Genomic DNA, 13,775 nt, shown 5'->3' on the forward strand with positions numbered 1-13,775 from the left:
CTCGCGTTACTACTTTATAAGGCAAGGAATTACCATGAAAAAAACTGTCGCTTCCCTGTTGGCGATGTCGCTGACAGCCGCCTTTGCCGCGCATGCCGTCACGCCGAAAGATACGCTGGTTATCGCTCAGTCCATTGATGACGCCGACAGCTTCGATCCCGCTAAAGGCTTTGAGCTGACCAGCGTGCAGGCCTTTACCAATATTTATCAGCGTCTGGTTCAGTCCGATCCGCAAAATCCGACAGATCTGAAACCGACGCTCGCCGCCAGCTGGCAGCCGGGCAGCGACAACCGCAGCCTGACCTTTGAACTGCGCAAAGACGCCCGCTTCGCCAGCGGCAACCCGCTGCGCCCGGAAGATGTCATCTTCTCGCTGGGCCGCGTGGTGAAGCTTAACCTCGATCCCTCTTTTATTCTGACGCAGCTCGGCTGGACCAAAGAGAACGTTGACGGCTTTCTGAAGAAGGTCGACGACAACCACGTTCAGATTAGCTGGACCGCCAACGTCAGCCCGACCTACGTACTGAGCCTGCTGTCAGCGCCGGTCTCCTCTGTCGTGGATGAAAAAACCGTGAAGGCGAATGAGAAAAACGGTGACCTGGGCAACGGCTGGCTGGCGACCAACTCGGCGGGCAGCGGCCCCTATCAGATCCGCAAAGTGGTGCTGCACCAGGTGGTGCTGCTGACCGCTAATCCCACTTCGCCTGCGGGCGCGCCGAAGCTGAAAAACGTACTGATTAAAAACGTGCCGGAACCGGCGGCGCGCCGCCTGCTGCTAGAGCAGGGCGACGCGGATATCGCGCGTAACCTCGGCGCCGATCAGATCGCCGCGCTGCAAGGCAAAGCGGGCGTGAAAACCGAAGCGATTCCGATGGCATCGCTCTACTATATTCAGTTCAACGTGGGCGCCAACGATACCCTGAAAAACCCGGCGCTGTGGGAAGCGGCGCGCTACCTGTTCGACTACAAAGGCATCGCCAGCGAGCTGCTGAAAGGCCAGTTCGACGTGCACCAGACCTTCCTGCCGAAGGGCTTCCTCGGCGCGGTCAACGACACGCCTTACAGCTACGATCCTGAGAAGGCGAAAGCGATTCTGCAGAAAGCGGGCCTGACCAACGTCAGCTTCAATCTCTCTACCAGCAACCAGCCGCCCTATCTCGATATCGCGCAGGCGCTGCAGGGCAGCTTCGCCAAAGGCGGCGTGAAGATTAACGTGCAGCCGGGTCTGAGTTCGGAAGTCTCCACCAGCGTGAAGGCGCATAAGTATCAGGCGACGCTGAACGCCTGGGGCGCGGACTATTTCGATCCCAACACCAACGCCGCCTCTTTCGCCTATAACCCGGAAGATGGCAGCAAAACCATTGCTTACCGTTCAGACTGGCATATCCCTGAGCTGAATAAGCAGGTGCTGGCGGCGACGGCGGAAAGCAATCCGCAGAAGCGCGTGGCGCTCTATGAGGCGATGCAGAAATCGGTGCTGAAAAGCTCGCCGTACGTTATCGGCCTGCAGGCGCGCAACCTGATCGCAATGCGCGACAACCTGAAAGGCTACGTGCAGGGCATCAACCCTGACATGGTTTACTACTCGCAGGTCAGCAAATAATGGCGCAGTCAGCCTCCGATGCCGGGTTCGCCCGGCATATCTGGCCGCGCCTGTCGCGGTTCGTCACCAGCCTGCTGTCGCTGCTGGTGACGCTGCTCGGGCTGCTGGCCTTTACCTTTATGTTGTCCCACCTTTCGCCAGTGGATCCGGTACAGCAGATCGCTGGCGATCACGCCAGTGAAGCGACCTACGCGCAGGTGCGTCACGAGCTGGGGCTGGATCAGCCGGTGCTGGTGCAGTTCTGGCGCTACCTGGAGCACCTGGCCCGCGGCGACCTTGGCCTTTCCCGTCTCACTAATCAGCCGGTAGCAAACGATCTGATGCAGACCTTTCCGGCGACGATTGAGCTGGCGACCTGCGCCATGCTATTCGCCGCCCTGTTCGGCATTAGCCTGGCGCTGCTCGCCGCCTGGAAGCCGGGCAGCCTGCTCGACAATGTGGCGCGCTTTATCTCCCTGCTCGGCTATTCGGTGCCGGTATTCTGGCTCGGCCTGCTCGGGCTGCTGCTGTTTTACGCCGTACTGCACTGGTCGGCCGGGCCTGGACGACTCGATGACCTCTATGTCTATACGCTGGAGCCGAAAACCGGCTTCGTGCTGATCGACAGCTGGCTCTCCGGCGACCGCGAGATGTTCCGCAACGCTATCGCTCATCTCTGGCTGCCGGTGGTGATCCTCGGCCTGCTGGCGATGGCGGGCATTACCCGTCTGCTGCGCGCCGCGCTGCTGGAAGAGAGCAGCAAAGAGTATGTGACGCTGGCGCGCGCCAAGGGTGCCGGTCGCGGCCGCATTCTGCTGCGCCATATTTTTCCCAACGTGCTGGGCACGCTGGTGACGGTCATCGCCCTCTCCTACGCCACGCTGCTGGAAGGCTCGGTGCTGACCGAGACCGTTTTCGCCTGGCCGGGCGTCGGGCGCTATATGACCAATGCGCTCTTCTCGGCCGATGTACCGGCCATCCTCGGCTCCACGCTGCTGATCGGCGCCTGCTTTATACTGCTTAACGCCCTGGCGGACGCCTTAACCTGGTTAACCGATCCGAGAACCCGATGACGCAACAACTCTCTGAACTCGAAACCGTACGGCCGCGCCGCCGTCGCCGTCGCGTCACCTCGCTGACCATCGGCCTGACGCTGGTGGCGATCCTGGTGCTGACCGCCCTGCTCGCGCCGCTGCTGGCGCCTTTCGATCCCAATATGCAGACGATTTCGGCGCGCCTGCTGCCGCCGTCGGCGCAGCACTGGTTCGGCACCGACGGCTTCGGCCGCGATCTGCTCTCGCGCGTCATTTACGGCGCGCGGCCGACCCTGCTGCTGGTGTCGCTGATCCTGGTGCTGACCATTCCGGTCGGCCTGCTGGTCGGCATTACCGCGGGCTATCTCGGCGGCTGGACGGAGCGCGTGCTGATGCGTATTACCGATATCTTTCTCTCGCTGCCTAATCTGGTTATCGCGCTGGCGCTGGTGGCGATGCTCGGCCCAGGCCTGATGAACGGCGCGCTGGCGCTGGCGCTCACCAGCTGGCCGCCCTTCGCCCGCCAGGCGCGCGCCGAAACGCTGGCGCTGCGCCGCAGCGACTATCTGGCCGCCGCGCGTATGCAGGGCATCACCGGGCTGCGCCTGATGTTCGGCCATATTCTGCCGCTCTGCCTGCCGACCGCCGTGGTGCGCGCCGCGCTCAGCCTCGGCGGCATTATTCTTTCCGCCGCCGGCCTCGGCTTCCTCGGCATGGGCGTACAGCCGCCGACCGCCGAATGGGGCTCGATGGTCGCGGAAGGCAGCAAAGTGATTTTCGACCAGTGGTGGGTCGCCGCCGCGCCGGGCGCGGCGATTCTGTTCGGCAGCCTGGCTTTTAACCTGACAGGCGACGGCCTGCGCGACCGACTGGATACCCGCCATGCCAAATGATCTGTTACTTCACGCCGAATCGCTGAGCATCCGCAGCGACGACGCGCTGCTGGTGGACAACATCAGCTTTCGCATTGGCCGCGAGCGCGTGGCGCTGGTGGGCGAATCGGGCTCCGGCAAGTCGCTGACCGCGCGTGCGCTAATGGGACTGCTCTCGCCCGCGCTGCATCTTCACGCGCAGAAGCTTGAGGTGGCTGGCCACGACGCGCAGCGCCTGAGCGAAAAAGCCTGGAGCGCGCTGCGCGGCGATACGGTGGCGATGGTAATGCAGGACCCGAAATATGCCCTTAACCCGACGCGCACCATCGGCTGGCAGGTGGAGGAGCCGCTGCTGCTGCACCGCCGTCTGAGCCGCAGCGAGCGGAAAGAGAAAGTGTGCGAGATGCTCGACGCCGTGGGCCTGCCGCAGCCGCGCCAGCTGATGCAGCGCTATCCACATCAGCTCTCCGGCGGCATGGGCCAGCGCGTGATGCTGGCGATCGCGCTGATCGCCGATCCCGCCTTTTTAATCGCCGACGAGCCGACCTCGGCGCTCGATCACGCCATGCGCGATCAGGTGCTGGCGTTGATCCGCCGTCTGGTCGAGGCGCGCAATATGGGTCTGCTGCTGATCAGCCACGATCTGCAGCAGGTCTCTGAACACTGCGAGCGCGTGATGGTGATGTACAAGGGCCGCGTGCTCGATACCCTGCCCGCCGCCGATCTGCCGCGCGCCACCCATCCCTATACGCGCACGCTCTGGTCATGCCGTCCGAGCAAAGCGACACACGGCGAGGCGCTGCCGGTGCTGGACCGCGCCGCGCTGGAGGCGAATCATGATTAATCTTCAGCAGCTCAGCGTCTCACATAAGCAGGGCTATGAACTCCGCACCGTGGTGCATGAGGTCGATCTGCAGGTCAACGCCGGCGAGTGCTTCGGCCTGGTCGGCCCGTCCGGCTGCGGCAAATCGTCGCTGCTGTGGGTGATGGCCGGGCTGAACCCGCACTGGCAGGGAAAAATGGCGCTGGCGGGCTGCGACGTCGCGCCGGGCAAGCCCTTTACCGGCCAGCTGCGCCGCGATGTGCAGATGGTATTTCAGGATCCCTACGCCTCGCTGCATCCGCGCCATCGCCTGCGTCGCACCCTGGCGGAGCCGCTGAAGCTGCTGCGCCGCGACAATATCGACGATCGTATTAATCAGGGTTTCCGTCACGTCGGGCTGGATCCGGCGCTGGCGGAGCGCTATCCGCATCAGCTTTCGGGCGGTCAGCGCCAGCGCGTGGCGATCGTGCGTGCGCTGCTGCTGGAGCCGAAGATCCTGCTGCTGGATGAGCCGACCTCGGCGCTGGATATGTCGGTGCAGGCGGAGATCCTCAATCTGCTGAACGATCTCAAGCGCGACGACGGCCTGACGATGGTGCTGGTCAGCCACGATCCCGACGTGATTGACCACATGTGCGATCGCGCCGCACGCATGGCGCAGGGCCGCATCGTCGAGCAGATCACCGCCTGACGGATCGCGCGAGCTGGCGCGCCTTGTGCGCTATACTCGCGCGAAATCTGTCAACAAAGAGGTCACCATGACGATTAAGCTACGCCCGCTGGAGCGGGAAGATCTGCACTTCGTACACCAGCTGGATAACAACGCCAGCGTAATGCGCTACTGGTTTGAAGAGCCCTATGAGGCGTTTGTTGAACTCTCCGATCTCTATAACAAGCATATTCACGATCAGAGCGAGCGCCGCTTCGTCGTAGAGCACGACGGTCAGAAAGCGGGGCTGGTAGAGCTGGTGGAGATCAATCATGTCCACCGCCGCGCCGAGTTTCAGATCATCATCGATCCGGCGCATCAGGGCAAAGGGCTGGCGAGCCAGGCGGCGAAGCTGGCGATGGAGTACGGTTTCTCCGTACTGAATCTCTACAAGCTCTATCTGATTGTCGATCAGGAGAATGAGAAAGCGATCCACATCTACAGCAAGCTGGGATTTGAAACGGAAGGCGTGCTGAAGCACGAATTTTTTATCAACGGCGAGTATCGCAATACCATCCGCATGTGCATTTTCCAGCACCAGTTCCTGGAAAGGTTCCGCTCAGGCGGCGCGATGGTGAAGCCCACCGCGCAGTAATCGCCCTCAGCTACGCGCGCCAACCGGATTGAGGTAGGGGCGCGGATGTTCCGGCTGGAGGTTGTACATGCCGCCGTTAAAGGGATCGACCAGCAGCCAGCCGGGAAAGCCGCCCAGCGGAATATTGCCGAGCAGATACCAGAGGTTGGCTTTGCCTTCAATCGGCAGCGTAACCGGCACGTAGCCCGGACTCTCCAGCATCACCTGATAGTGCTTCTTGCCGAAATAGCGGCCGGTCGACTTCGCCAGCTCGACGGTTTGCGGCGTGTAGCCCTCTGCCACCGGGCGTCCATCCTCATCCTGTACGGTAAAGCGCGCGCCCTGCGGCAGAGAGTCGATACGCACCGCCTGGGTCGGTGAGCCGACAATCGAGGCGCAGCCGCTAAGCAGCAGCGCGGCGGCAAGGATAAGAAGTCGCTGTTTCATAAGTGGATCCGCTAAAGAGTCTGAAAGGGCAGTGTAAACCGCCCTTGCGCCGTTAATCGCCTTAGCATCGACTGTTTTCTGCGCTTTATTGCGGTTGACACCGCTGCGCAATCGCCGCGATATCCTGCGGCGTGGTGCGGCAGCAGCCGCCGATCAGCCTTGCGCCAGCGGCGCGCCACTCGGCCAGCCGGTCATGCAGCGTGCAGCCCGACGGCGCGGAATGCCAGGTTTTCGTCGTCGCATCGTACTGCTCACCAGAGTTGGGATAGACCACCAGCGGTTTGCTGGTCAGCCTCTGCAATGCCGTCAGCGCAGGCGTCACCTGCTCCAGCGCAACGCAGTTGATGCCCAACGCCACAATCTGCGGCTGCGCCTGCACGAAAGCGGCGACCTCGCGCAGCGGCGTGCCGTCGCTGATGTGCTGCGCATCGCGCAGCGTAAAGGAGAACCACGCCTGCGCGCCGGGGAATTCCGTCAGCAGCGCGGCCAGCGCCTGCGCTTCGGCAAAAGAAGGCAGCGTTTCGCACGCCAGCAGATCCGCCCCTGCCGCCAGCAGCGCCTGTACGCGCGGACGGTGGAACGCCTTCATCTCTTCGTCCGGCAGCGCGTAGTCGCCGCGATATTCCGCGCCGTTGGCAAGAAAGGCGCCGTATGGCCCGACCGATCCCGCCACCAGCAGCGTGGCCCGGCTGCCGCTGGCAGCGCGGTAGTCGTCGCGCGCGCGCCGCGCCAGCTCAACGCTGCGGGCGATAAGCTGAAGCGACTGCGCCTCATCCAGCCCGCGCGCGGCGAAGCCCTGCGGCGTCGCCTGATAGCTGGCGGTAATGGCAACGCGCGCGCCGGCGGCGAAATAGTCGCGGTGTACCTGGTAGATCAGCTCAGGATTTTCCATTAACACCTTCGCGGACCAGAGCGCGTCCGCCAGATTGCAGCCGCGCGCCTCCAGCTCGGTCGCCAGCGCGCCGTCCAGGATAAGAATGTCACTTTCAGCCAGCGCCTGCGCCACGGAATTATGCTGCATTTCTGGCCTCCTCAGCCTGCGATTTTTTATGAGTCACAGCGTAAACTCCATAGCAGAGCAGCACAAAGGGAATGCCGCACCAGAGCGCGATGCGCTGCGAGGGATCAAACGCCAGCCCGACGCACGCCAGCAGGCAAAGGGCAAAGCCCAGGATCGGCGTCAGCGGATAGAGCGGCGCGCGGTAGGTTAGCTCGCTCAGCGCCCTGCCCTGCGCCAGATGGCGGCGGCGGAACATATAGTGCGAGGCGCAGATGCTGAGCCAGACCACCACCACCGCAAAGCCGGAGATGGCCGACAGCGCGACAAATACCGTATCCGGCGCGATAACGCTGGAGAGCAGCGCCAGCACGCCGCCCAGCATACTGACGGTGATCGCCAGCTGCGGCACACCGCGCTTATTGACGCGGGCGAAGCAGCGCGGCAGCGTCTTCTCGTTCGCCAGTGACCAGAGCATACGCCCTGACGCGTAGAGCCCGGAGTTAGCCGCGGAGAGGATCGCCGTGAGGATAACGAAATTCACGATATCCGCCGCATAAGGAAGGCCGATCTTTTCAAACACCAGCACAAAGGGGCTTTTGACGATGCCCGCCTGATCCATCGGGATCAGCGCCGCCAGCACCAGCACCGTACCGACAAAGAAGATGATCAGCCGCGCTACCGTGGTGCGGATCGCCAGCGGCAGCACTTTTTGCGGGTTTTCCGTTTCGCCCGCGGCGATGCCGATAAGCTCAGTGCCGGAAAAGGCGAAGTTCACCGCCACCATGGTCATGATAATCGGCAGCACGCCGTGGGGCAGCCAGCCGTGTTGGGTAAGGTTGCTCAGACCCGGCGCGGCGCTGCCATCTTTCAGCGGGATAAAGCCGAACATCGCCGCCGCGCCCAGCACGATAAAGGCGATGATGGTGACGACTTTGACAAGCGAGAACCAGAACTCCCCTTCGGCGAAGAAGCGCGTGGAGATAATATTCAGCAGGTAGATGGCGACGCAAAACAGCAGACACCAGATCCACACCGGCACCTGCGGAAACCAGTACTGCATGCAGAAGCCTGCGGCGGTAAAGCTGGAGCCGAGCGCCACCGTCCAGGTCAGCCAGTAGAGCCAGGCGACGGTGTAGCCGGTAGCGGGGCTGAGATAGCGTGCCGCATAGACGTGGAACGCGCCGGTTTCCGGCATCGCCACCGACAGCTCCCCCAGGCAGACCATCACCAGCCACACCACCAGCGCGCCAATCAGGTAGGCGAGCAGCGTGCCCGCCGCACCGGTGGTGGAAATGATATAGCCGGTATTAAAAAACAGCCCGGTGCCGATTACGCCGCCCAGCGATAACATCACCAGATGGCGCGTTTTCATGGTGCGCTTAAAGTGTTCCCGTGACGGGTTTTCCTGCTCGCTCATCTTTTATCCGTATGGACGTCTAAACATCTATATGGCAGGGTTATACGCGTCGGCGGCAGGAAATGCAACGTGATAAAAGATAAGGATTTGATAAAAAACAGCGCTGTGCCCCGCGCTGACGGGGCTGGTCGCTATTAGCCGAAAACGCTTTGCAGGTAGCGTTCCAGGGCGATACGTGAACTGAAACCGTGGGGAATGCCGTAGTGCTCCTGCGACTCGCCCGCCAGATAGAGTGGAAACTGCGTGTAGTGATCGCAGGTTTTCATCTCTGACGCCGGTTCGGCAAACGGCTGACTCTTCTCTTTTAACGTGGGGTGGATCACCAGCGCAGTGCGTCCCATACGGGCTTCGCGGTTAACATAGACATAGCTGTCGCCACGGCGGTAGCCGTAGGCTTTTGGCGTGACTTCGTCAACTTCAAATCCCGCCTTTTCCAGAACGCGCGCTACCTCATCGGGTCGTAAATACATGCTCTTTCCTCTCCTCTTTCAAGCCTCGCAACCTTACAACAGCACGCCGCCGTGCGGCTTTCGGAATTTCCCTAAACCCCCGTCCTGCCGATGCGTTTATCCGCGTATCGTCTACACTCAGTATTACTTTCAAAATCAAAGGGAGCGAAAAAATGTTTAATCGAACCACAAAAAACGATGACATTGATGTTAACCAGGATGTAAACGAGCTCGCTGATTCGCTGGAAGCGCTGCTGAAATCCTACGGCAGCGAGGCAAAAGATGAAGTGGATTCTGCGCGCAGCCAGGCGCAGGCGCTGCTGAAGCAGACGCGCGCGAAGCTGAATGGCGGTCATAACCGCGTTTCCCAGGCAGCACGCGACGCGAGCTACCAGGTTGACGCCTACGTGCATGATAAACCCTGGCACGGCGTGGGCATCGGCGCCGCAGTAGGCCTGGTGTTAGGCGCGCTGCTGGTTGGCCGCCGTTAATCTCCATCAAAATACGTAAGCCTCGCGTAAGCGGGGCTTTTTTTCGCCTTTTTTCTGCCCCGCCATCTTTACAAATTTTTTTACGCTGCGCCGAACCGCATGTCGCCTGGCTTTAGCCACTCCTTGCCGCTTTATTGTTCAGATATCTATATATGGTGCGCTTGAATTTAAACACCACTATATCTAGTATTCTCTCTATAAACCAGACACAAGATGTGAGCGGCGACGAAGCCTGAAATGCGGGCGTCCGCTTACGTATCACAGATACCTTGTCCATGACAGAAGGGAAATACGAATCATGCGCATTATTATTTACACAAAAGATAACTGTGTCCAGTGCAGCGCCACCAAAAACGCTATGGATCGTCATGGCATCGACTATCAGCTGATCAATCTCGACGCGCAGCCTGACGCCGTTGACGGCCTGAAATCGCTCGGTTACCGCCAGGTGCCGGTGGTGATGGCGGATGGCGAGCACTGGAGCGGCTTCCGCCCGGACAAAATCGCCGGTCTGCGCCAGCTTGCGGCGGCAGGAGAGTAGCGCCATGTTTCCACTGGTCTATTTTTCCAGCCAGTCGGAAAACACCCACCGGTTTATTGCCCGTCTGGGGCTGCCGGCGCGCCGCATTCCTCTCGACCTCTCCGCGCGTCTGCAGCACCACCAGCCCTATATCCTGGTGGTGCCGAGCTATGGCGGCGGCGGCAGTCGCGGCGCGGTCCCCAGACAGGTTATTCACTTTCTTAATGATGAATCGAACCGGCGCGGCATTCGCGGCGTGATCGCAGCGGGCAACCGCAATTTCGGCGAGGCTTACTGCCTGGCCGGCGACATTATCGCGCAAAAATGCCAGGTTCCTGTGCTCTACCGCTTTGAGCTGATGGGAACGCCGGAAGACATCGCCACGGTTAAAGCGGGAGTAACCCAATTTTGGCAACAACAGACACCCTCAATGGCGTAACGCTCGACTATCATGCGCTGAACGCCATACTGAACCTCTATGATGCCGATGGCCGCATCCAGTTCAGCAAAGACCGCGAAGCGACGCGCCAGTTCTTTCTGCAGCATGTCGCCCCTAATACGCTCTCTTTCGCCAGCGCGGCGGAGCGTCTGCGCTACCTGGTCGCGGAAGGCTATTACGAAGCGGACGTGCTGAACCAGTACGACTTCGACTTCCTGTGCCGTTTCCACGACGAGGCGGCGGCCTGGGGCTTTGAATTCAAGACGTTTCTCGGCGCGTGGAAGTTCTACACCAGCTATACGCTGAAAAGCTTCGACGGCAAACGCTATCTGGAAACCTTCGAGCAGCGCGCCTGCATGGTGGCGCTGACCCTGGCGCAGGGCAGCGAGACGCTGGCGCGATCCCTGCTGGAAGAGATGCTGAGCGGCCGCTTCCAGCCTGCGACGCCCACCTTCCTCAACTGCGGAAAACAGCAGCGCGGCGAGCTGGTCTCCTGTTTCCTGCTGCGCATCGAAGACAATATGGAATCGATCGGCCGCGCGGTGAATTCAGCGCTGCAGCTCTCCAAGCGCGGCGGCGGCGTGGCCTTTCTGCTCTCCAACCTGCGGGAAAACGGCGCGCCGATTAAGCGTATCGAGAACCAGTCGTCGGGCGTTATTCCGGTGATGAAGATGCTGGAGGACGCCTTCTCCTACGCCAACCAGCTTGGCGCGCGTCAGGGTGCGGGCGCAGTCTGGCTCAATGCGCATCATCCCGATATCCTGCGCTTTCTCGATACCAAGCGGGAAAACGCCGACGAGAAGATCCGCATTAAAACGCTCTCGCTCGGCGTCGTCATCCCCGATATTACCTTTCAGCTGGCGAAGGAGAATCGCCAGATGGCGCTCTTTTCGCCCTACGACGTCGAACGAATTTACGGCCAGGCGTTTGGCGATATCAGCATCAGCGAGAAGTATGACGAGATGGTGGCGGACGACCGCATCCGTAAAAGCTGGATCCAGCCGCGCGACTTCTTCCAGACGCTGGCGGAGATCCAGTTCGAGTCCGGCTATCCCTACATCATGTATGAGGACAGCGTTAACCGCAGCAACCCGATCGCCGGTCGTATCAATATGAGCAACCTCTGCTCGGAAATTTTGCAGGTCAACAGCCCCAGCGAGTTCAATGAGGATCTGAGCTATCGCCGCGTCGGCAAAGATATCTCCTGCAACCTCGGCTCGCTGAATATCGCGCACGCCATGGACTCGCGCGACCTGGCGCGTACCGTAGAGGTCGCGGTGCGCGCGCTGACGGCGGTTTCCGATATGAGCCATATCGGCTCGGTGCCGTCGGTGGCAGAGGGCAACCAGCGTTCGCACGCCATCGGCCTGGGGCAGATGAACCTGCACGGCTATCTGGCGCGCGAGGGAATGGCCTACGGTTCGCCGGAAGCGCTCGACTTCACCAACCTCTATTTCTACTGCGTCACCTTCTATGCGCTGCGCACCTCTAACCAGCTGGCGCGCGAGCGCGGGCAGCGCTTCGACGGCTTCGAGCGCTCTACCTACGCCAGCGGCGCGTACTTCGATAAATATGTAGAGCGCGACTGGCTGCCGCGCACCGGGCGCGTGGCGCGCCTGTTTGCCGAGGCCGGAATTACGCTGCCGACGCGCGCCGACTGGCAGGCACTGCGCGAGGCGGTGATGACACACGGTTTATATAATCAGAACCTGCAGGCGATTCCGCCGACCGGCTCTATCTCCTATATCAACCATGCGACCTCAAGCATCCACCCGATCGTGTCGCGCATCGAAATCCGTAAAGAGGGAAAAACCGGACGCGTTTACTACCCTGCGCCCTTTATGACCAACGAGAATCTGGATCTCTATCAGGACGCCTATCAGATCGGGCCGGAAGCGATTATCGACACCTATGCCGAAGCGACGCAGCATGTCGATCAGGGGCTGTCGCTGACGCTCTTTTTCCGTGACGATGTGACGACGCGCGACATCAACAAAGCGCAGATTTACGCCTGGAAGAAAGGCATCAAAACGCTTTACTACATTCGACTGCGCCAGATGGCGCTACAGGGCACGGAGGTGCAGGGCTGCGTTTCCTGCGCGTTGTGATGAAAACTATGCAACTACAACAGATTCAGGCGATTAACTGGAACCGTCTTCAGGACGAGAAAGATCTTGAAGTGTGGAACCGTCTGACCAGCAACTTCTGGCTGCCGGAAAAGGTGCCGCTCTCGAACGATCTGCCCGCCTGGCAGACGCTGGACAGCCAGCAGCAGCAGCTCACTATCCGCGTCTTTACCGGACTGACGCTGCTCGACACTATTCAGAACGTTATCGGCGCGCCGGGCCTGATGCCGGATGCGCTGACGCCACATGAAGAGGCGGTGCTCTCCAATATTAGCTTTATGGAGGCGGTGCACGCGCGATCCTACAGCTCGATTTTCTCGACGCTCTGCAACACCAGCGACGTAGACGCCGCCTATCAGTGGAGCGAAGAGAACGAGGCGCTGCAGAACAAGGCGCGCATCATTCTGGCGCACTACCGCGCCGACGATCCGCTGAAGAAAAAGATCGCCAGCGTCTTCCTGGAGTCGTTCCTCTTCTACTCCGGATTCTGGCTGCCGATGTACTGGTCAAGCCGCGGCAAGCTGACTAACACCGCCGATCTGATCCGCCTTATTATTCGCGACGAAGCGGTGCATGGCTACTACATCGGCTATAAGTACCAGAAAGCGCTGGAGCAGGCGGACGACGCGCGCAAAGAGGAGCTGCAGCAGTTCGCCTACGATCTGCTGCTGGCGCTGTATGAAAACGAGGTCATCTACACCGAGGCGCTCTACGCCGATGTGGGCTGGGCGGAAGAGGTAAAAACCTTTCTGCACTATAACGCCAATAAGGCGCTGATGAATCTCGGCTATGAAGCGCTGTTCCCGGCGGAACTCACCACGGTGAACCCGGCTATTCTTGCCGCGCTTTCGCCTAACGCTGATGAAAACCACGATTTCTTCTCCGGCTCCGGCTCCTCCTATGTGATGGGCAAAGCGGTCGAAACCGAAGACGAAGACTGGGATTTTTAATCCTCTGCTGTCGGGCCCGTTGCGGCCCGATATTTTTATTTTATCGCTCTCTTTCCCGCCCGCTATTTCGCCAGAAATCACCTTTTTATTTCGCAAATATGACGCGCTGATGACGCGCTAATTACGCCATTTCGGCTCGCTCTTTTCTGGCAATTTTGCCGTTTACGGCGTCAAATCGCTATAATTCCCGATCGTCCCGGCAAAAAATTAGCAGCCCCTCATCCCTTGTGAGCACTGGAAATTCTGCCGTTTGCGCCCCTCTCCTCACCACGAATATTGCCATTCAGGGTTGTCAGATAATGTCAGTATGGTACGGTATGAGCCGCTTAAATTTAACCAGGA

At 60.4% G+C, this 13,775-nt stretch carries 15 protein-coding genes; 11 read left to right on the forward strand and 4 right to left on the reverse strand.

The features are described 5' to 3' along the window. Positions 1-34: 34 nt before the first annotated feature. The 6 genes from MHZ89_RS10760 (at position 35) to speG (ending at position 5,615) form a co-directional block, all read left to right on the forward strand. Positions 35-1,603 (forward strand): ABC transporter substrate-binding protein, encoded by a 1,569-nt coding sequence (locus tag MHZ89_RS10760; RefSeq protein WP_311782982.1) that lies wholly within the window; start codon positions 35-37, stop codon positions 1,601-1,603. Beyond that, positions 1,603-2,655, forward strand: a complete 1,053-nt coding sequence (locus tag MHZ89_RS10765) for an ABC transporter permease (protein WP_120457434.1) — start codon at positions 1,603-1,605, stop codon at positions 2,653-2,655. The genes MHZ89_RS10760 and MHZ89_RS10765 overlap by 1 nt, the downstream gene beginning before the upstream one ends. Beyond that, positions 2,652-3,509: an ABC transporter permease gene (locus MHZ89_RS10770; RefSeq protein ID WP_120457433.1), complete on the forward strand. Its 858-nt coding sequence runs from the start codon at positions 2,652-2,654 to the stop codon at positions 3,507-3,509. The genes MHZ89_RS10765 and MHZ89_RS10770 overlap by 4 nt, the downstream gene beginning before the upstream one ends. Further along, positions 3,499-4,332, forward strand: coding sequence for an ABC transporter ATP-binding protein (locus MHZ89_RS10775; protein ID WP_311782983.1), 834 nt, complete (start codon positions 3,499-3,501; stop codon positions 4,330-4,332). The genes MHZ89_RS10770 and MHZ89_RS10775 overlap by 11 nt, the downstream gene beginning before the upstream one ends. After that, positions 4,325-5,002: an ABC transporter ATP-binding protein gene (locus tag MHZ89_RS10780; RefSeq protein WP_120457429.1), complete on the forward strand. Its 678-nt coding sequence runs from the start codon at positions 4,325-4,327 to the stop codon at positions 5,000-5,002. Before MHZ89_RS10775 ends, MHZ89_RS10780 begins: the two co-directional genes overlap by 8 nt. Positions 5,003-5,069: 67 nt before the next feature. Continuing rightward, positions 5,070-5,615 (forward strand): spermidine N1-acetyltransferase, encoded by a 546-nt coding sequence (gene speG, locus MHZ89_RS10785; protein WP_311783025.1) that lies wholly within the window; start codon positions 5,070-5,072, stop codon positions 5,613-5,615. 6 nt (positions 5,616-5,621) lie between these two features. On the opposite strand, the gene MHZ89_RS10790 is transcribed toward speG, so the two are convergent. The 4 genes from MHZ89_RS10790 to MHZ89_RS10805 form a co-directional block, all read right to left on the reverse strand. Then, the gene (locus MHZ89_RS10790) at positions 5,622-6,041 is read right to left on the reverse strand and encodes a hypothetical protein (RefSeq protein ID WP_311782984.1); all 420 of its coding nucleotides are present in this window, start codon (positions 6,039-6,041) and stop codon (positions 5,622-5,624) included. An 85-nt stretch (positions 6,042-6,126) separates the two neighbouring features. After that, positions 6,127-7,062, reverse strand: coding sequence for a homocysteine S-methyltransferase (gene mmuM, locus MHZ89_RS10795; RefSeq protein WP_311782985.1), 936 nt, complete (start codon positions 7,060-7,062; stop codon positions 6,127-6,129). Next, positions 7,052-8,458: an S-methylmethionine permease gene (mmuP, locus tag MHZ89_RS10800; RefSeq protein WP_311782986.1), complete on the reverse strand. Its 1,407-nt coding sequence runs from the start codon at positions 8,456-8,458 to the stop codon at positions 7,052-7,054. Before mmuP ends, mmuM begins: the two co-directional genes overlap by 11 nt. A 134-nt stretch (positions 8,459-8,592) precedes the next feature. Next, complete coding sequence (locus MHZ89_RS10805; RefSeq protein ID WP_311782987.1) at positions 8,593-8,928, reverse strand: DUF2002 family protein; 336 nt, start codon at positions 8,926-8,928, stop codon at positions 8,593-8,595. Positions 8,929-9,080: 152 nt separating this feature from the next. On the opposite strand from MHZ89_RS10805, the gene MHZ89_RS10810 reads away from it, so the two are divergent. From MHZ89_RS10810 to nrdF, 5 genes are all read left to right on the forward strand, one after another. Then, positions 9,081-9,398 (forward strand): DUF883 family protein, encoded by a 318-nt coding sequence (locus tag MHZ89_RS10810; protein ID WP_311782988.1) that lies wholly within the window; start codon positions 9,081-9,083, stop codon positions 9,396-9,398. Between the two features lie 298 nt (positions 9,399-9,696). Then, positions 9,697-9,939: a redoxin NrdH gene (locus MHZ89_RS10815; RefSeq protein ID WP_120457420.1), complete on the forward strand. Its 243-nt coding sequence runs from the start codon at positions 9,697-9,699 to the stop codon at positions 9,937-9,939. Positions 9,940-9,943: 4 nt separating this feature from the next. Then, positions 9,944-10,357 (forward strand): class Ib ribonucleoside-diphosphate reductase assembly flavoprotein NrdI, encoded by a 414-nt coding sequence (nrdI, locus tag MHZ89_RS10820; RefSeq protein ID WP_120457418.1) that lies wholly within the window; start codon positions 9,944-9,946, stop codon positions 10,355-10,357. Then, positions 10,327-12,465: a class 1b ribonucleoside-diphosphate reductase subunit alpha gene (gene nrdE, locus MHZ89_RS10825; protein WP_311782989.1), complete on the forward strand. Its 2,139-nt coding sequence runs from the start codon at positions 10,327-10,329 to the stop codon at positions 12,463-12,465. Before nrdI ends, nrdE begins: the two co-directional genes overlap by 31 nt. Positions 12,466-12,473: 8 nt before the next feature. Next, positions 12,474-13,433 (forward strand): class 1b ribonucleoside-diphosphate reductase subunit beta, encoded by a 960-nt coding sequence (nrdF, locus tag MHZ89_RS10830; protein WP_126690593.1) that lies wholly within the window; start codon positions 12,474-12,476, stop codon positions 13,431-13,433. The last annotated feature ends 342 nt before the right edge of the window (positions 13,434-13,775 follow it).

Origin of the sequence: Pantoea sp. ACRSB, assembly GCF_022346905.1 — a bacterium.
GTDB classification, from domain to species: domain Bacteria; phylum Pseudomonadota; class Gammaproteobacteria; order Enterobacterales; family Enterobacteriaceae; genus Pantoea; species Pantoea piersonii.